Here is a 17642-nt window from a genome sequence, read left to right on the forward strand (position 1 = left end):
GGTCCACGTCGTGCGCCGGACGCACGATCAGGCCTCGGGTGGCCGGGCCCGGTGCGGCGTCCAGGTCGGCGCGCAGCCGCTGGTCGGCGGCGGCCTCCAGCCGGGCCAGCTCGCGGACCAGTTCCGGGTCGTCGGCGCTGATCGGCAGCGCGCGGGCGAACGCCGCCTCCTTGGCCGCCTCCAGGAACCGCAGCGTGGTCTCCCGGTGCGCCTCGTCGTAGCGTTCCAGCTCGGCGTGGAACGTCACCAGCAGGTCGTACGCGCGAGCGATCCGGTCGTGGTCGGCCGGGCTCAGCACGGCCGCGGAGGACCGGGACAGCCGGTCGTCCAGCCCGACCATCCGTTCGCAGAGCTCGGCCGCCGCGACGTCGTCGGCCAGCGACCCGAACACCACCACGAACTCCTCCAGCCAGGCCAGGTGCAGCCCGGCGGGGTCGAGCGTCCAGTCCCGGTCGGCGTGTACGGCGAGCAGGTCCAGCGCGGCGAGGTCCCGGCCCGCCTCGCGCAGCCGCCGTGCCTCGGTCAGCGTCTCCACCACGCCGGTCACGGCTCGATGATCCGTCCGTACTCCCACGGCGGCCGGGGCAGCCGCGCCAGACCGCCGTCGGCCAGCGCGAGCGGGTAACCGTCCAGCCGCGGGAACGCCAGGCCTACGGCGGCCACCCGGACGCCGCCGCGATACTCGGCGAATACGAGGTTCGCCACCGGCGGCCGTACCGGAAGCGCGACCCGGGCGGCGCGGCGGTAGGCGGCCAGGCCCGGCTCGCGGAACGCGTCGGCCAGCGCCGCGGTCACGCCGGAGAGGTCACCGAGCGGCAGACCGCCGTCCAGCCGGATCATGCGTCGCCGCACCCCGGCGGCGGTGGCGTCCAGCCGCAGCCACTCCACCAGCGCGGGCACGAACCGGGCGTCCACCAGCACACCCGCCCGATCGTCGGTAACCGTCGGGGAGAACGCGGCGTCGGCCAGGTCCAGCCAGTGGTCGAGGTCGAGGATCACGCCCCCGTACGGGTTGACCGGCCGGTCCCCGGCCCGGACCGCGGCCCCGAGCAGGCGTCGCAGCCGGTGGGTTCGATGCGGTCGGTGGGTGGCCTCCGGCACGGCGGTGTGCAGGACCGGGGCGAGACCGGCCAGCATGCCCCACAGCCGGTCCCGCTCGGCGGTGTAGACGTCGGCGAGCGCCCGGGCGGTGGTTCGCCAGGTGCTGCCTTTCGACACGTCCGGCGAGCCGGACAGCGGGTCGAAGCGGACCTCGATCTCGGACACCACCATCGGGCCGTCCGGCACGTCGGCCGTGGCGAACAGAACGGACTCGGGAACCGGGGCGAACTCGGGCGCCAGGTACAGCCGGTCGAAGACGGTGGTCACAGCAGCGGACTCAGGTAGAGACACTCGGCCCCGAACGCCGCGAGGTCGCCCGCTGCGGCCGCGGCTGCGAGCCGCTCCGGCCGCGGATGCATGGTCCGTCGCAGCTCGGCCACCTGATCCGCGGTGCACGGCTCGGCCGCGCCCGCGGCCATCAGCCGCAGCACCTCCGCGTACGGGCGGAAGACCTGACGCATGACGACGAAGCATTGGTCGAACGCCGTCGCGGCGCCGGCCGGATCGCCCCGGATCAGTCGCGCGTGCGCGGCGAAGAAGTGCCCGGTCGAGCTGTAGAAAAGATGCAGCCGCTCATCCTGGAAAGTGAGCCGCGCGGCGCGGTCGAGGATCAGAGCGGCCTCGTCGAACATCTCGGCGGACGGGCTCAGCCGGGCCGACGCGCCGAGTGCGAAACCCCGGCTCTCCAACTGCCGGTACTCCTCCTGGGCCCCGAGCGTCGCGGCCTTCTCGAAGTAGTAGACGGCCAGTTGATAGTGGCGGTGCACGCCGGTGTACTCGGCGAGGACGAAGTAGCGGTAGGCCAGCCCGGACCAGTTCCGCTCGTCCCGCAGCCGTACGGCGATCCGCTCGAAGCGGCGGGCGACCTCGTCCGCGTCCAGCGTCTGCCGGCTCAGCGAGTAGAGCCGGTCACGCAGCTCCGTGGTGTCCGGGAGCGCGTCGCCACGGCGTAGCGCCTCCCGGGCCAGCCGGACCGAGGCCTCGGTGTCCCGCTGGGAGTAGGCGGCAGCGTAGGCGGCCAGCACGGCCGTCTCGAAGGCGGCCCGATGCAGGTCCAGCCGCTCGTACAGCGCGACCAGGTCCTCCTGGAACGCCACGAGCAGCTCCGCGGCGCCCGGAGCGGCCTCGCGCAGCGCGTTGAGCATGGCCACGGCCAGCGGCAGGTTCCGGTACGCCGCCTCCTTCGCCTCGTCGATCAGATCCGCCGGGTCGGTCGTGCCTAGCGCCTCGGCCATGCCGCCCGCCAGGTTCTCGCCGAGGCTCGTGACGTCGTCCTCCAGCAGCGACGACATGCCGAGGCCCTTGGCGGCGAGGAAAAGCCGCCGGTCCGGGGACGCGAGCGCGCTGGCCCGGCCGTACAGCTGGACGGCGAGTTGCACGAGCACGGTGAGAGCCTCGGTGTCGAGGAACTCATCGTGCGCCTCCGCGCTGATCCGGTCGGCGACGACCTCGAGGCCGAGTGCGTTGCCCTCCGCCGCCAGCCGGTCGATGATCTGCAGCAACGGCCTCGGGTCGTGGCGGGACGGTGCCAGCAGCAGCATGCCGAGGAGCGGGCCGTACGTCCCGGCGGCGTCCTCGGGGGGCCACGCGCCCCACCCGGTCATGGCAGCTCGAGCACCGGCTCGTCCAGCTCCCGGGCCAACTTCACGAGCTTCGCGATGTCCTCCGGCGAGGCGTCGGGCGGCACCTCGATGCTCGCCGACCGGCCCCGCAGGATCAGCGGGCGCTCGGCGGCCCGCCGGGCGACCGCGAGCGAGAACACTCCGCTGATCAGGGCGGTGAGCGCGGACGCGCCGCCGGAGAGGACCGCGACCACGACGGCGGTGTCCACGGCCCGGTAGCGCGGCGGCCGCTCGGCGAAGGGCACGCCCGGGACCTCGGCCTCAAGCGCGGCACGCAGCGCGGGCGGCCGCATCGAGGCGCTGACGATCTCGATCTCCACGGTGGTTCCCCTCGAACGGTGCGTGGCCGCCATGCTACGCAACGCTCGCAAGTGGACGGAAGCTTACGCACGACGTCTGCGCGGTCCATCATGCGACGATCACCCCAGAAGATCGGGGAGGTCGACATGGATAACCCCATCGTCGGCATGGCCGGCGCAGTGTGCGTGGCGGTCGCCGTCCTGGATCGGCCCTTGCCGGCTACGCAGGTGGAGCCGCGCAGTCTGGCCCGTGGGCTGCGCAGCGTTCATCGGGGCCTGGATGAGGCGACGGTCGGGCACCCGGATCTCGATCGCGCCTTCCGTATCCGCACGGCTGACCCGGCTGGGCTCCGCCACTGGTTCTCGCCGCCTCTGGTCGCCGCGACCCTGGCCGGCCGGGTCCCGTCGGCGTGGAGCGTGCACGGCACCGAGGTCATCCGCTGGCAGCCGGGCCGGCTCAGAACCGGTGACATCGCCGGACTCGCCCCGGCGATGCTGACCCTGGCTGATCTGCTGGACAGGTAGCGGACGGGGCGTCAGGGCATCAATGGTTCGCTTTCCGCTGCACCATTGCGCGCGCCTGATACCACGCATTCGGGGTGAGACGCCTCACACTATCGACGATCACAGATTGATCGACGTCAGTTACTCGTTGTGAGAGGATCATCGCATCGGTCACGGGGGACGGCACAGCAAGTGTCGGTGATCGCGTCTGATCGGCATCGGCGCGGAAACCACATTTCTCTGGTGTATTCCCTCTCCCGGGCCGGCGCGGTGCGCGCCGGTCAGCCGTGGTGCGCCCGTGCCGACGGGTGCCGCTGAGGGTTTCTTTCCTGACGCCTGGGCCGACCGCGGCCCACGCGGTCATCGCACCGCTGCGGCGGGCCCTCATTCTCGCCGGATCAGCGAGAAACAGGAATTCGACGGTTCGTCGAAATATGCATCGAGCGACCGCTTCTGCGTGCCCGCTCGCATCATCTCCGCTCGCATTACCTCCGCGTGTGGCAAACGTGCGTATCAGAGGAGAGAAATGGCATTGAGTGTTTTCCATCGCAGCCTGGGCGTCGCACTGTCGGCGGTGGCAAGCTGTCTGGTCGCGCTGCCGGCCGTGGCGGCACCCCCGGCTCCCGTCGTACCGCTGTCCCTGGATATGGCCGCCATGGCCGCGTTGGACGCGGTGGCCTGCCAGGACGGGGGACCGTCCAGCGAGGACGGCCGGGTGGCCGCCGAGCTCAGTCCCCAGCTCACCGGCGACCTCGTCGGCACCGTGAACGCGTACCAGATCTCCTGTGCCCGGGCAGTTGTCGACACCGTGCGTGAAGGTAACTGGGATCGCCGGGCCGCCGTCATCGCTGTCACGACAACCATCGTGGAAACCCGCATGAACAACTGGGACGGCGGGGACCGCGACAGTGTCGGCCTCTTCCAGCAGCGCGATCCGTGGGGCTCGCGGGAGGACCGGCTGGACCCGGCCTGGTCCACCAACGCCTTCCTGGCGGCCATGAAGCGCAAGTACCCCAACGGTTCCTGGAAGAACGAGGAAATCGGCAAGGTCTGCCAGAAGGTGCAGGTGTCAGCCTTCCCGGATCGCTACCAGCCGCAGGCCGCGAACGCGGAGAAGATCGTCTCGGCCCTCTGGGAGAACGCGGGCCCGCCGCACCTCACTCCCGTGTACGGCGTCAAGGACGACCTGCACCTCACGTACTCCACCATCAACTCCCGCGAGGGCTTCACCGGCATCGTGACGTCGACGAAGACGCTGCCGTGGGCACCGTCGGCCATGACGGCGCTGAACTTCAACACGCTGCTCCTGACCCACGGTAGTGCCCTGTACCGGGTCGACATCATCACCAACCGGACGTCACTGGCCTTCAACGAGCCGGTGCTGGTCACGGACACCGGGTGGAACTTCGACCGGCTGGCCTCCGACGGCGCCTTCGTGTACGGCATCAACTCGGCCGTCGGGCACCTGTACCGGGCTTTCATCAGCCGGCAGAAGCCCGGCGAGGGGACCATCAGCACCCCGGAAGACCTCGGCCGTGGCTACACCCACCGGGCCATCGCCGGCATCAGCCGCGGTGAGCTCCTCGCCGTGAGCACCGCCAGCGACCTGCACCGCTACAGCTTCGAGGACGACAACACCCTCGCCGATCACACCCAGCGAGCCGACTTCACCAGGAGCTGGGACGCGGTGCTCGCCAGCAACGGCCGGTGGTTCTACGGCCGCACCGTCAGCGGCGCCCTGCGCCAGTACGAGGATCCGAACCCGGACAACAACAGCCTCGCCGACGTGAAGATCGGCCCGGTCATCAACACCAGCGGCTGGACGCAGACTCTGCTCGCTGCCGTTCCCGGTCGCTGAACCCGCTCAGCCCCGTCCTGGCCTCGCCGAAGGCCGCAGCTCACCCGAGAAAGCAGAGAACCGTGCGCACCCACCTGTACCGCGGCGCAGCAGCAGCTTTCGCCGCCACCCTCCTGGGGCTCCTGGCCCAGGGAGCGCCCGCCGCCGCAACCGCCGGACCCGACGTCATGTCCGAGGACCCGGTGGTCACCGCCGCCGCCAACCGCCCGCTGTTCCAGCTGCCCTTCGCCTGCGGTGAGGAATGGCGACTGGGCACCTACCCGGGCCACGACGACTTCGACATCGACATGTTCCCGGTCGAGGGACAGGCCCTGAACCGGCCCATTCTCGCGTCCTACGGCGGCAGGGTCGCCAACAAGGGCTACACCAACGGCGGCGGCAACGGCGTCCGGATCGATCACGGCAACGGCTGGCAGACGCTCTACCTGCACATGGTGGCCCCGGCCATCGTGAACGAGGGCGACACCGTGAGCCGTGGCCAGCAGATCGGCCGGGTGGGCAACACCGGCAGTTCGAGCGCCGCCCACCTGCACTACGAGCAGTGGCTGAACGGCGCGAAGATCGAGTCGTACTTCAACGGCAGCCCGTCCGGCATCACCGATGACGGCACCAGCACGTCACGCGTGGTGGAGAGCAAGAACTGCGCCGATGTGGCACCGCGTGAGCGGGTCGGCGTCTACGGGGTGCTCGACAGCGGCGCGCTGTACTACGCCGTGGTGGACCCCACCACCAACAAGCGGGTCCACACGGTCACGTCCACCGACACCGTCGGCTTCGTGCCGAAGGCGATCGTCGCGCTGAACCACAACACCCTGCTCGCGACGTCGCCGGCGGGCGGCCTGTACCGGATCGACGTGCTCACCAACAAGACGTCGCTGCAGTTCAACCGGACAGCTGAGCCGCTGGAAACCGGCTGGACCCACGACCTGCTGGCCTTCGACGGCGCCTACCTCTACGGCGTCGCCGACGGCCACCTGATGCGCTACGTGGTGAGCCGGCCCAAGCCGTCCGACGTGAGCATCGGCCAGCGAACCGTCTTCGAGCGGGGTTACACGCTCTCCACCCTGACCGCCATCGCCCCGAAGCGGCTGCTCGCCGTGGCCAACGACGGCTCGCTGCTGCAGTACTACGTGCCGAAGACCGGCACTCCCAGTCGCTACGAGCTCAAGCCGGGCCGATGGTCCAGCGTGAACCAGCTGATCTCCGGTGGCCAGGGCTACTACCTCGGCCGTGACGACAACGGCGGTCTTCGCTCGTACGTCGACGCGGACCCGTACGACGGCAACGGTGACGACCTCACCTACGGCCCCTGGGTCGACGAGCGAGGCTGGACCCAGCACCTCATCACTGCGGTACCGACCTACAACAACTGATCTGACAAGACGGGGCCGGTCCGGCGTGCGTCGGACCGGCCCCCGCCTGGCCGGCTCAAAGGCCATCGAACGCGGGTCAGGCCTGCCGGCGGATCCAGGAGCGGCAGGCCTGGTCGATGGGCCGGAACTCGGTGCCGAAGACCTGGACGGATGCCTCGTCGACGCTGACCTGCTTGCGCAGGGTCAGCGCGACGAAGTCGAAGAGTTTCCGTTCGCCGTACTTGTCGGCGAGGCAGTCGACCGCGAAGTGGCTGAGGCCGTAGTAGACGCTGGCCTCGGTGCGGCTGGCGTTGTCGGACAGCTGTCCCAGCACGATGCTGGAGGACCGTTTGCTGGTGCGCAGCGCGGCGCGGACTTCGGGCAGGCGGCTGGTCGCGGTGGCGGGGCGGGGCGCGTACGCGATGTACTCGGCGATGCCCTCCTGCAGCCACATGAGCGGGTTGGCGATCTCCTGACCGCCCAGATCCACGCCTCCCACGGTGACCGCGTGGCCCATCTCGTGCTGGATGAGGTTCTGCAGCTTGCTGCCGCTGCCGGCCGCGCTCATCTTGATGATGATCTCAGTCATGACGCCCTGGGGGAAGGTGGCGTAGCCGATCGCCCACCGCCCCCGGGAGCCGCCGAACCAGGTGCGCCACTGCTTGTCGGTGGCCATGTACACGCGATAGCGCGACTGCGGGTTGCCGACGAGGCCGGCGTAGTGGTCGGCCCGGCCGGCGGCCCGCTCGGCGGCCGCGAGCACTTCCTTGATCCGCTTGGCGTCGCCGCGGCCGGCGCTGACGGTGACGCGTTTTCCCTTGGCCTGGACCAGAGGGGTGACCTGCCAGGGCGGGGAGGCCCAGTTCTCGGAGGCCAGCCGGGGCGCGCCGACGGCGGTGATCCGGTAGTCCAGGGCGGCGACCTGCCGGATGGTCAGTCCCTGGGCGATCATCGGCGCGCCCGGCCCGCCCGGGTTCAGATACCTGAACGGCGGGCAACTGGTCGCGCTGAAGCAGTAGGTCAGGAAGAAGTCCTCGGTCCAGCTCGAGTCTCCCCAGCCCACCGGTTTCGGAATGAGCCGGTGGAACTCCAGCGCGGTCACGTCGAGCCCCCGCAGCGACGTGTACAGCTGACGGTAGTAAGCCTGAACCTTCGGCTTGCCGGGGTCGACCATGGCGAGCCAGCCCGCCTGGTCGCCCTTGAGCAGAGCGGCAGCCGCCTTGTTGAAAGCCTCCTCGGCCCGGCCGCCAGGGCTGTCGATCTGCGGCCGGGTGGTGATGGCCGTGCCCGACGCCGTGGTGGCCACGGTATCGACGGGCCGGCTGACGGCGTTGACCGCCCGAGCCGGGGCCGGCGTCGGCTCATGAGCGACGACGGCCCCGATCGTGATGGCGACGGCGGCAACGGCCAGGACGGCGCCGCCGATGATCAACGTGCGGCGACGGGTCAACGGTGGTGCGGCGGGTGGGGCTGCAGGCTCGACGGGAGCCTGAAAACCCCGTCGGATCTGAGGTGTAGCTGGGTCCTGCATCAGTGCGCCCCCGACCGCTGTGAATCCCTACGGACGTTGGATTAGATCAGGAACGCGTTGTCGGGGCTGTCCTGTCCTGGACGCCGTGGACAGAATCACATCAATGCTCGTGGCGCTGGCTCGCATCGGATCGGAACAGGCGCGGTGCGAAGTCGATCAGATTCTTCTGCCACGTGTCCCAGCCGTGCGGGCCCTGGGTGACCCCGGCGAACTCGTACCTGATGCCGACCCGGTCGAAGGCCGCCATGGAGCCCAGCGTGATGGGGTAGACGAAGTCGGTCACATTGCCGGTGTAGATGCGCAGCAGCTTCGTCCCGTTGTTGATCGCCGTCGGGTCGTAGCCCGTCGGGTCGGCCGTGGGGGAGAAGCTGATGCCCGCGGAGAAGGTGCCGATGTAGGCGAACTCGCCCGGGTGGGTCTTGAGTACGTCGAACGTCTGGAACCCGCCCATCGACAGGCCGGCGAGCGCTTGCTGGGCCGGATCGCCGGAGATGTGATAGCCGGCCCGGGCCGCCGGCACGATGTTCTCGAGCAGTTCCATCGGGAAGTCGGGGACGTTGCCGTTGCCCATCACGACGACCATCGGCACGAGGGAGCCGTCCAGGAACTCGTTGTCGAGGATCTGCTTGGCCCGTCCCATCTCGAGCCAGTCGGTGTAGTTCTGGCCCCCGCCGTGCTGGAGGTAGAGGACCGGGTACGGCGTCGGCCGCGCGGGATCGTAGCCGGGCGGTGTCCACACGTACGCCGAGCGTTCCTCCCCGGCCACCGTGCTCTGGTAGGAGAGCCGCTCCACGGCTCCGCCCTTCCCGGCGGGGACGTCTGCGAGCAGACGCGACTCCTTCCCGGGTACGAGGAACGAGCTCCACGTCGGTTCCGTGGTGATGCGCGTCGGGTTCGATGGGTCCTTCTTCGACGCCAGGTCGACGATGAACTTGTAGTAGTAGAACCAGGGCTTGAGCGGTCCCACGGTCACGCGCCACCGGTCACCGGCGCGAGTGAACGGCATGTTGACCCAGCTTCCGCCGGGCGCCCAGTTGCCCCAGAGCGTGACGTGCTGCGCCCCGGCGAACTCGGTGCCGGTCTCGACGGTGACGAAGGTGTCGCCGTTGGCCTCCTTGGTCAGCCAGGGCGTCGGCGTGGTGCCGGGCGCCGGCGGCGTGAACTCGTGCCGCGGCACCACGTGACCGGGGCTGGGGCGGTGGTCACGCACCGCGCGGAAGAGTCGCGGCGCGAAGTCGACCAGGTTCTCTTGCCACGCCTTCCAGTTGTGGCCGGCATCCGGGTTCACCCCGTCGAACTCGTGCCTGACGTGCGCTCTGTCCAGTTTGCGCAGCAAGCGGTAGGTGGGGTTGTACGCGGGATCGGTCATGTTCCCCGTGTACAGCCGCAGCAGCCTGGTCCCCGCGTTGACCGCCTTGGCGTTGACCCGCCCCGGATCGGCGAGGACGCCCCCGAACGAGCCGACGTACGCGAAGGCGCCGGGGCGGGTCAACGCGGTCCGTACCGCCTGCACGCCGCCGGCCGACGCACCGGCGATCGCCTGATGCCGGGGATCGCCGGCGACGTGGTATCTCCGGTCGATCGCCCGCGGGAGCCGGGACCCTGCGACATCGTCCTCGTCGCTCATCACGACCACCATCGGCTCGATCCGGCGCCGCACCGAGAGGTTGTCGAGGATCTGCCCGGCGCGTCCGAGCTCGGCCCAGTCGGCGTGGCCGCCGCCCTCGCCGGGCAGCAGGTACAGGACCGGATACGGGTGCCGCCGGTGGGCGTCGTAGCCCGGCGGCGTCCACACTGTCGCCGACCGTTGGTCGTGCGCCCCGCCCGGATAGGTGATGGTCTCGATCTTGCCGCCCTGCCCCGGCGCCACGTCGGCGAGGTAGCGGGCCGACTCGCCCGGGACGAGGAAGGTGCTCCAGGTCGGGTCCGACGTCACCGAGGCCGGGTTGGTGGCGTCCTTGACGATCTTGGTGTTGTCACCCCGGAGGCGGTAGTAGTACAGCCCCGCCGGCAGCGGACCGATGATCGACGTCCAGGCGGTGCTGTTGCCGGAGCGGACGAGGCCGAGGTCCGACACGTTGGCGGACGGGCCGAAGTTGCCCTCGACGACGACGGAGGACACATCGCCCATGGTGCTCTGAATGTCCGCCGCCGGGACGGCGAAGGACGCGAAACCGTCGGACACGGTCAGCCACGGTGCCGCCGACTCCGCTGCGGCCGGTTGCGCGCCCAGGGCAGCGGACGCGGTGCTCATCGAAACGGTCACGAGCGCCGCCGCGAGCATCCGGCCTGCGCCCCGCCGGTGGTGGAATGATGAGGACATTTGCTCCACTCCTTGCTGTGAGCCGATGGCACCGGGCGTCCTCAGTGGTGGTGGCCTGAGCCGGAGCGGTGCGGGGCGCCCGAGGCCAGTGCCAGATCCTGCTGCAGCACGTCGTACTGCCCCTTCGGGTTGAGCTGCTCGTCGTAGATCAGGGCGGCGCCCTCCTGCGGGTCGCTGAACCAGCCGGGCACCCACGAGTACGCGTCGCCGAAACCCCACGGCGTGAAGGAGATGCAGGCCCGGACGGCCAGGCACGCCTGCAGCGTGCGGGACCAATAGCTCTCCTGGGCGTACGGGGCGAGTGCGTCCACCGGCTCGTTGACGGCATCCGCCTTGGTCAGCGTGCGGACGTCCACCTCCGTGAGGGCCACCTTCAGCCCCAGGGCGGCGAAACGGTCGAGGTTGTTCTTCAGGTCGGGGTAGCCGTACTGGGTGGACAGGTGACCCTGGAACCCGACGCCCTGGATCGGTACGCGCTGCGCCTTGAGCGACTTCGCCATCGCGTACACGGCGTCGCTCTTCACCCCGGTGAACTCGAGGTTGTAGTCGTTGTAGAAGAGCAGGGCCTTGGGGTCGGCCTGGTGCGCCCAGCGGAACGCGTCGGCGATGTAGCCGGTGCCGCCCCACGCCTTGTACCAGATCGTCTGGCGGGGCTGCCCGTTGTCGTCGAAGGCCTCGTTGACCACGTCCCACTGCCAGATGTCGCCCTTGAAGTGGCGCGCCTGGTCGAAGATGTGCTTCTTCAGGACCGCCTTCACCTCGTCGTTCGACAGGGTGGTGGTGTAGCCGTCGGCGGACAGCCAGGCGGGCAGCTGGTTGTGCCAGACGAGCGTGTGGCCGCGTACCAGTTGCTTGTTCTTCTTCGCGAAGGCGACGAGCTGGTCGGCCTTCTCCCAGGTGTAGGTGCCGCGGGTGGGCTCCACCTCGGCCCACTTCATCACGTTCTCCGGGGTGACCGAGGAGAACTGCTCCGCGGTGAGCTGCGTGTACTTCTCGTTGGTGCCGAGCAGGTCCATGTTCACGGCCGTGCCGACGCGCAGGCCCACGCGGGCGGCGAGCGCCCGCAGCGAATCAGCTGGGTAGGCCGGAGAGGGGGAAGGCTTGGCGGCCGCAGGCGCGGCGCCGGCGGGGGTCGAGCCGACGAAACTCAGCTGTCCGCCCAACAACACTGTGGCGCTGACAACGGAAAGGGAAAGCCAGAGACGACGCACCGGAGCTCCTTACGACGAGGACGCGAGGCAGGTCCGAAAGTTTCGGAATTCTCCCGGAAGCAACGATGAAAATCTATGCGCCAACTCTTCGCGTGGTCAAGACATCCGCCGGATTCGCAGCAGAGCGTGATCATGAAGCCATGGCCGTGGCCGATGGATGTGCGGTACCAGGCAAGACCCTAGGGCGGGGCAGGTCGGCATAGTCGATAACTGAGCGTGTACGCAACTTTCGGAAGCACGAGCACCTCCGCGAAGGCGTTCAACTCGGCACACTGCAAATCCTGCAACTCCTTGTCATTGCATCGAGGTCTATCTATTGTCCCGAGGTAAGCGCTTTCCTGCCTGTGGGCGGTGGTGCCACGCTCTCGATGACGAAGGTGAGACAGGGATGAAAAGATCAGTTGCCTTGCGGTGGACAGCCGGCGGGGCCACCGCGGTCACCAGCGCCGCGATCCTGCTGACGATGCCGATGTCGCAAGCTCTGGCCGCCGACAACCTGAGCCTCGGCGCCGGCGCCGACGGTTCCAGCAAGGCCAGCGGTACGAGCTACGGCAACGTCAAGGACGGCAGCACCGGCACGTACTGGGCGCCGGGTGGTTCGACCGGTTATGTCTCGGTCAAGTGGGGCAGTGCCACCACTGTCTCCTCGGCCGTCATCAAGCAGGCCTCGGGTGGGGGATCGATCAGTTCCTGGCGGCTGCTCAACGCTGACAACGGCGCCGTCCTCGCCAGCGGCAGCGGCAACCCGAGCAGCATCTCCTTCTCGTCGACCTCGCTGAAGAAGCTCACCCTCGACATCACCGCCGCGTCGAGCGCGCCGCGCATCGCCGAGTTCGAGACCTACGCGACCGGCGGCGGCTCCACCCCGACCGGTACCCCGACCGCCGGTCCGACCAGCAGCCCCACCCCCGGGCCGACCCCGACGAGCAACCCGGGCACGCCGACCGGGGCGTGGCCGGCTTCGGCCGGCTCGGTCAGCATCTCCGGTACGGTCAACGTCTCGGGCACCTTCGACGGCGGCATGAAGACGTACTGCTGCATCGGCGACGGTTCACAGAGCGAGTCGCAGGACCCGATGTTCAAGATCGCCAACGGTGGCACTTTGCAGAACGTCATCCTCGGCTCGCCCGCCGGCGACGGTGTGCACTGCGAGGGCACCTGCACCATCCGCAACGTGTGGTGGAACGACATCGGCGAGGACGCCGCGACCTTCAAGGGCACCGGCAACGGCACCAGCTACGTCATCGGTGGCGGGGCCAGGTCCGGCAGCGACAAGACGTTCCAGCACAACGGCAACGGCACGGTCAGCATCTCGGGCTTCTACCTGAGCGGCTCCGGCAAGCTCTACCGCGGCTGCGGCAACTGCACCAACTCGTACGAGCGCCACGTCAAGATCGACAACGTGCTGCTGAACGACATCGACATGGTCGCCGGCATCAACAGCAACTGGGGCGACACCGCCACCATCACCCGCGTCACGATCAGCAACAGCTCCAGCGTCGTGGTCTGCGGCAAGTACCAGGGCGTCAGCAAGGGCAGTGAGCCCAAGTTCCTCGGTGAGGGCTGGAACGACAGCAACTGCAAGGTCAACCGGAGCGACATCACGTACCGGTAGATCCTGCGTCCCTGAGGGCGCCCGCCTATCGGTGGGCGCCCTTCTGGTCGCCAAGCGTGAGCCGGTCGTCCAGATCACCGAGAGCGCGCCAGCGCCACGGCCTCCTACGCAGAGGTGAGTGGATACCGCGAGCGTGCGCGCTGCCATGTGAGCATGTGCACGTTCGTGCACTGACTTCATGTGGTGCACGGACGTGCACATGGCTTATGGTGTGCATGAACGTGCACACACGGGGGGACTATGCGGATAGGCAGCGCACGGGACCTCGGCTTGGCGGTTCGGCAGGGCAGGCAGGACCGCGGCCAGACTCAGGCGGAGCTCGCCGCTGCGGCCGGAGTGAGTCGACGCTGGCTTTCCGACCTGGAGGCGGGCAAGGCGACCGCCGAATTCGGTCTGATCCTGCGCACGCTGGACGCGCTCGGAATCGGCCTGGACGCTTTGCCCGTTGAGTCGGCGCCTGGCGGCATCAACCTTGATGCCCTCCTCGGGGACACCGGGAGCGAGCGTGGCTGAGCAGGCCGGGAAGCGCTTGGCGGTCCTCATGGCCGGCATGCAGGTGGGGATCGTAGAGCAGGGCGACGGTGGGGGCCTTTCGCTGTAGTACCACGCTCTTGGGCTCGCCCCGACCGCAAAGTATCAGAACGAAGGCGGCCCATCTCCAGAGCGGATCATTGACCTGCTGAGGCGGGAGATCCGGCCGGCGGATACCGCGGAGGCGCAGGTCGCTCGTTTCGTCGACGCGCTCGCCTTCAACTGGATCATCGCGGGGACCGACGCGCATGCGAAGAACTATTCGCTCCTGCTCGCGGGCCGGCAGGTTCGATTGGCGCCGCTGTACGACGTGGCCAGTGCCCTTCCGTACGACGACATGTATCTGCCGCGGCTTCGGATGGCCATGCGGGTGGGGGGCGAGGATCGGATCGAGCGCATCACCGGCCGGCACTGGCGTCGGTTCGCCGAAACCAACGGGCTCGACCCCGACGAGACTGAAGCACGGGTAGATGCGCTCGCCGAGCGGATACCGGGCTGCTTCGCTGCTGCCGCGAGCGATGATGACGTAACGGCGCTCGGCAGCGATCTGCCGGCGAAGCTGGCCGAGCGTGTCGCCGCCCACGCCGTTCGATGTCGTAGCGCACTCGGGCGCGAGTGATCAGCGTACGGCCGCTGACGCAAAAGGCCCCGCCGAGCTGCGCCGGGGCAGCTCGACGGGGCTTGCGCCGCTGAATCAGGGCAGGTTGACCGGGCGCAGCACGCGGTCGATGGCGTGCGCGATCTGCCGGTTGCCGGCGTTGATGTTGAAGACGACGACGCGCGGGTTGCGGTCGTTGGTGTCGGCGTCCTTCAGCCAGACCTGGGCCGGCTTGTGCCGCGGGTGCCGCACGTCGACCTTGACGGTCTTGCCGAGGGCGGTCTTGAGCTTGGCGTTGTCCGCCTTGAGAGCGCGGCTCTTGGTGACCCGTACGCCCGGCACGACGTGGTAGAGCAGCACGCTCTCCACCGTGTTGATGCCGAGGCCGGCGATCGCGGTGAAGGCCTTCTTCTCGCCCGGCGTCCGGCGCGCCTTCGTCGCCTCCTTGGCCAGCTGCTGGAACGCGCCGTCGGTGGGCAGGAACGCGGTCAGCCGGGTCTGGCCCTGGGTGAGCACCTTGACCGGCGAGTTCGGCTTGGCCTTCAGCACAGCCAGCACGGCCGCGGTCAGGATGTCGAAGTCCTTCGAGTTGTGGTCGAAGCCGCTCTTGTCCTTGAGCAGGACCTGCGCGAGGGACTTCTGCGCCAGGGGCTTGGTGCTGGCCTGCGCGCCGGTGGTGGCGACGGTGGTGACCATGACGGTGGCCAGGGTGGCGACGGTCAGGCGGGTGGCGATCCGGGCGACGTTCATCAGCGGACCTTTCCTCTTCGAGCGGCTGGTCGTGACTGCTGTCACGACTGATGCTTCGCCGCGGGAGGGCCCGGCGGATGCGGCTGACGACCGCCTTCTCGGCGGGGCCGGGGACGATTGCGAATCGCCGGAACAATCCGGTGCCGTCGGTGGTTACGACAGTCAGCGCAGGTGGAACCCCGCGGCTGAGAAGGTGATGAAAGCCATGGCCCAGCCGGCCCGCACCTGAGACGATGCTTGTGGCAGTGGCCGGGGCACGCTACCTTTAGCGCAGTCGGGACCTGGACGTAGGCGGCACTACCGCCCCTGGGAATCCCAAATCGGCCGAGTTTCAGACACCGGCCCCCTGTTTCTTTTCTTCCGGCGCACGGGCTGTCGTCGATCTTCCGCAGCCGCGCCCACGCGTATCCGCGTACCTCAGATGAGGAGTACCCCATGACAGAGCGTGACGTTCGCTCCGGCGAACGCCGTACCACCAGTGCCCGCCGCCGGCCTGCCGGCACCGGGCCCCGCAATCGCCCGGCCGACACCGGCCCCGGCGCTCCCGGCGCCGATGTCGCGGTCGACGGCCTGCTCGACATCGTCGACGACAAGGCCTGGCTGCGCGCCGACGGCTACCTGCCCGGCCCCGACGACATCGCGGTGTCCTCGGCCCAGGTCCGCAGCCACGGGCTGCGCCGCGGTGACCACGTCACCGGCATCGCGCACGTCCCGAGCGGCCGTAAGCCGGCCACCCTGGACGTCGTCACCATCAACGGCGAGGACCCGCTGCGGGCCACCCGCCGGCCCGATTTCTACAAGCTGACCGCCCTGTACCCGCAGGAGCGGTTGCGGCTCGAGACCGAGCCGCACGTCCTCACCACCCGGGTCATCGACCTGGTGATGCCCATCGGCAAGGGGCAGCGCGCGCTGATCGTGTCGCCGCCGAAGGCCGGCAAGACGATGGTGCTGCAGGCGATCGCCAACGCCATCACCCACAACAACCCCGAAGCGCACCTGATGGTCGTGCTGGTGGACGAGCGGCCCGAAGAGGTCACCGACATGCAGCGCTCGGTGCACGGGGAGGTCATCGCGGCCACCTTCGACCGGCCGCCGACCGATCACACCGCACTGGCCGAGCTGGCCATCGAGCGGGCCAAGCGCCTGGTCGAGACCGGCCGCGACGTGGTCGTGCTGCTGGACTCGATCACCCGGCTGGGCCGGTCGTACAACCTGGCCGCGCCGGGCCGCGGCCGCACGATGTCCGGTGGCCTGGACTCCACGGCGCTGTACCCGCCGAAACGCTTCCTCGGCGCCGCCCGCAACATCGAGCACGGCGGTTCGCTGACCATCATCGCGACCGCGCTGGTCGACACCGGGTCGGCGATGGACACCGTCATCTTCGAGGAGTTCAAGAGCACCGGTAACGCCGAGCTCAAGCTCGACCGTTCGCTCGCCGAGTCCCGGCTGTTCCCGGCGATCGACGTGACCGGCTCGGGCACCCGCCACGACGAAGCTCTGGTGGCGCCGGCGGAGCTGGCCCTGATGCACCAACTCCGCCGGGCACTCGGTGGTGAGGACCGCAAGCAGAGCATGCGGCAGTTGCTCGACCACCTCAAGGCGACCAGCACGAACGCCGAGTTCCTGCGTCGTGCCGCGCGCAATTAAGGCAGGTCGACCGGGCGCAGCACGGCGTCGATGGCGTGCGCGATCTGCTTGTTGCCCTTGTTGATGTCGAAGGCGACGACCCGCGGGTTGCGGTCGTTGCGGTCGGCGTCGACCAGTGCCACCTTCTTGCTGCGGTACCAGCACCGGTACACGTCGACGGTGATCGTCGCGCCGGCGGCGGTGGTGAGCTTGGCCCCGTCGGCCTTGAGCGCGGCCTTGCGGTCGATCGTGGCACCCGGCACGACGTGGTAGAGCAGTACCGCCTCGACGGTGTCGATGCCCAGGCCGGCAACCGTGGTGAACGCCGCCTTCTCGGAAGGCAGCTTGCGGGACTTGCTGACCTCCTTGGCGAGCTGGCGGAACGCACCGTCGTTGGGCACGAAGGCGGTCAGGGCGACCGTACCGTCGGTGAGGACCTTGACCGGGCTGGCGGGCTTGGCGTCCAGCACGGCGAGCACCGCCGCGGTGAGCACGTCGAAGTCCTTGGAGTTGCGGTCGAAGCCGCTCTTGTCCGCGGTGAGCACGGCGGCGAGCGACTTGGTGCCGAGCGGTTTGGTCTTGCCGTGGGCCTGCGCGGGCGCCCCGAGAGCAGCGGTGGCGAGAACGGTGGCCGTGGCCCCTGCGGCGATGCGGGTGGCCAGTCGAGCGATGTTCATCAACACGCCTTTCGTCATCCGTACCGGTCGGCGGCGAGTGCCGC

At 69.2% G+C, this 17642-nt stretch carries 15 protein-coding genes and 1 pseudogene; 8 read left to right on the forward strand and 8 right to left on the reverse strand.

Annotated elements, in window-relative coordinates; all coding sequences use genetic code 11:
- Window positions 1-543: 543 nt before the first annotated feature.
- Genes ACWEOZ_RS02245 through ACWEOZ_RS02255 form a run of 3 tightly spaced genes read right to left on the reverse strand, consistent with a single transcriptional unit; the run spans window position 544 to window position 3043 of the window.
- A complete protein-coding gene (locus tag ACWEOZ_RS02245) occupies window positions 544-1368 on the reverse strand; it encodes a hypothetical protein (RefSeq protein ID WP_451908957.1) in 825 nt (274 codons plus the stop codon).
- Window positions 1365-2705, reverse strand: coding sequence for a hypothetical protein (locus ACWEOZ_RS02250; RefSeq protein ID WP_451908958.1), 1341 nt, complete (start codon window positions 2703-2705; stop codon window positions 1365-1367). Before ACWEOZ_RS02250 ends, ACWEOZ_RS02245 begins: the two co-directional genes overlap by 4 nt.
- Window positions 2702-3043, reverse strand: coding sequence for a hypothetical protein (locus tag ACWEOZ_RS02255; RefSeq protein WP_451908959.1), 342 nt, complete (start codon window positions 3041-3043; stop codon window positions 2702-2704). The genes ACWEOZ_RS02250 and ACWEOZ_RS02255 overlap by 4 nt, the downstream gene beginning before the upstream one ends.
- A 126-nt stretch (window positions 3044-3169) precedes the next feature.
- Here ACWEOZ_RS02255 and ACWEOZ_RS02260 point away from each other — a divergent pair, with 126 nt between their 5' ends.
- From ACWEOZ_RS02260 to ACWEOZ_RS02270, 3 genes are all read left to right on the forward strand, one after another.
- Window positions 3170-3547, forward strand: a complete 378-nt coding sequence (locus tag ACWEOZ_RS02260; protein ID WP_451908960.1) for a hypothetical protein — start codon at window positions 3170-3172, stop codon at window positions 3545-3547.
- 505 nt (window positions 3548-4052) lie between these two features.
- Window positions 4053-5384: a tachylectin-related carbohydrate-binding protein gene (locus tag ACWEOZ_RS02265; protein WP_451908961.1), complete on the forward strand. Its 1332-nt coding sequence runs from the start codon at window positions 4053-4055 to the stop codon at window positions 5382-5384.
- Between the two features lie 62 nt (window positions 5385-5446).
- On the forward strand, window positions 5447-6757 hold the full coding sequence (locus tag ACWEOZ_RS02270) for a M23 family metallopeptidase (protein WP_451908962.1): 1311 nt from the start codon (window positions 5447-5449) through the stop codon (window positions 6755-6757).
- 76 nt (window positions 6758-6833) lie between these two features.
- On the opposite strand, the gene ACWEOZ_RS02275 is transcribed toward ACWEOZ_RS02270, so the two are convergent.
- The 3 genes from ACWEOZ_RS02275 to ACWEOZ_RS02285 form a co-directional block, all read right to left on the reverse strand.
- Window positions 6834-8186: a hypothetical protein gene (locus ACWEOZ_RS02275; RefSeq protein ID WP_451908963.1), complete on the reverse strand. Its 1353-nt coding sequence runs from the start codon at window positions 8184-8186 to the stop codon at window positions 6834-6836.
- A 181-nt stretch (window positions 8187-8367) separates the two neighbouring features.
- Window positions 8368-10590 carry an alpha/beta hydrolase-fold protein gene (locus ACWEOZ_RS02280; protein ID WP_451908964.1) on the reverse strand — a complete coding sequence of 741 codons (2223 nt, stop codon included), beginning with the start codon at window positions 10588-10590 and terminating at the stop codon, window positions 8368-8370.
- A 41-nt stretch (window positions 10591-10631) separates the two neighbouring features.
- Window positions 10632-11759: an endo-1,4-beta-xylanase gene (locus ACWEOZ_RS02285; RefSeq protein WP_451909227.1), complete on the reverse strand. Its 1128-nt coding sequence runs from the start codon at window positions 11757-11759 to the stop codon at window positions 10632-10634.
- A 430-nt stretch (window positions 11760-12189) separates the two neighbouring features.
- On the opposite strand from ACWEOZ_RS02285, the gene ACWEOZ_RS02290 reads away from it, so the two are divergent.
- The 3 genes and pseudogenes from ACWEOZ_RS02290 to ACWEOZ_RS02300 form a co-directional block, all read left to right on the forward strand.
- Window positions 12190-13416 (forward strand): pectate lyase, encoded by a 1227-nt coding sequence (locus ACWEOZ_RS02290; protein ID WP_451908965.1) that lies wholly within the window; start codon window positions 12190-12192, stop codon window positions 13414-13416.
- 270 nt (window positions 13417-13686) lie between these two features.
- Complete coding sequence (locus ACWEOZ_RS02295; RefSeq protein ID WP_451908966.1) at window positions 13687-13929, forward strand: helix-turn-helix domain-containing protein; 243 nt, start codon at window positions 13687-13689, stop codon at window positions 13927-13929.
- 106 nt (window positions 13930-14035) lie between these two features.
- Window positions 14036-14566 (forward strand): annotated as a pseudogene (locus ACWEOZ_RS02300) (HipA domain-containing protein); the annotation flags it as partial.
- 75 nt (window positions 14567-14641) lie between these two features.
- On the opposite strand, the gene ACWEOZ_RS02305 reads toward ACWEOZ_RS02300, so the two are convergent.
- Window positions 14642-15295 carry a fasciclin domain-containing protein gene (locus ACWEOZ_RS02305; RefSeq protein WP_451908967.1) on the reverse strand — a complete coding sequence of 218 codons (654 nt, stop codon included), beginning with the start codon at window positions 15293-15295 and terminating at the stop codon, window positions 14642-14644.
- Here ACWEOZ_RS02305 and ACWEOZ_RS02310 point away from each other — a divergent pair.
- Window positions 15273-15524, forward strand: a complete 252-nt coding sequence (locus ACWEOZ_RS02310; protein ID WP_451908968.1) for a hypothetical protein — start codon at window positions 15273-15275, stop codon at window positions 15522-15524. The genes ACWEOZ_RS02305 and ACWEOZ_RS02310 overlap by 23 nt on opposite strands.
- 206 nt (window positions 15525-15730) lie before the next feature.
- Window positions 15731-16942, forward strand: a complete 1212-nt coding sequence (gene rho / locus ACWEOZ_RS02315) for a transcription termination factor Rho (RefSeq protein ID WP_451908969.1) — start codon at window positions 15731-15733, stop codon at window positions 16940-16942.
- Here rho and ACWEOZ_RS02320 read toward each other — a convergent pair.
- Window positions 16939-17598: a fasciclin domain-containing protein gene (locus ACWEOZ_RS02320; protein ID WP_451908970.1), complete on the reverse strand. Its 660-nt coding sequence runs from the start codon at window positions 17596-17598 to the stop codon at window positions 16939-16941. The two genes, rho and ACWEOZ_RS02320, sit on opposite strands and share 4 nt — an antisense overlap.
- Between the last annotated feature and the right edge of the window lie 44 nt (window positions 17599-17642).

The organism is Actinoplanes sp. NPDC004185, assembly GCF_053603475.1.

Excerpts from the sequence above, each read along its gene's own strand:
- ACWEOZ_RS02250 (WP_451908958.1), bottom strand. The coding sequence starts at position 2,705 with ATGACCGGGTGGGGCGCGTGGCCCCCCGAGGACGCCGCCGGGACGTAC.
- ACWEOZ_RS02260 (WP_451908960.1), top strand. The coding sequence starts at position 3,170 with ATGGATAACCCCATCGTCGGCATGGCCGGCGCAGTGTGCGTGGCGGTC.
- ACWEOZ_RS02265 (WP_451908961.1), top strand. The coding sequence starts at position 4,053 with ATGGCATTGAGTGTTTTCCATCGCAGCCTGGGCGTCGCACTGTCGGCG.
- ACWEOZ_RS02280 (WP_451908964.1), bottom strand. The coding sequence starts at position 10,590 with ATGTCCTCATCATTCCACCACCGGCGGGGCGCAGGCCGGATGCTCGCG.
- ACWEOZ_RS02290 (WP_451908965.1), top strand. The coding sequence starts at position 12,190 with ATGAAAAGATCAGTTGCCTTGCGGTGGACAGCCGGCGGGGCCACCGCG.
- ACWEOZ_RS02305 (WP_451908967.1), bottom strand. The coding sequence starts at position 15,295 with ATGAACGTCGCCCGGATCGCCACCCGCCTGACCGTCGCCACCCTGGCC.
- rho (WP_451908969.1), top strand. The coding sequence starts at position 15,731 with ATGACAGAGCGTGACGTTCGCTCCGGCGAACGCCGTACCACCAGTGCC.
- ACWEOZ_RS02320 (WP_451908970.1), bottom strand. The coding sequence starts at position 17,598 with ATGAACATCGCTCGACTGGCCACCCGCATCGCCGCAGGGGCCACGGCC.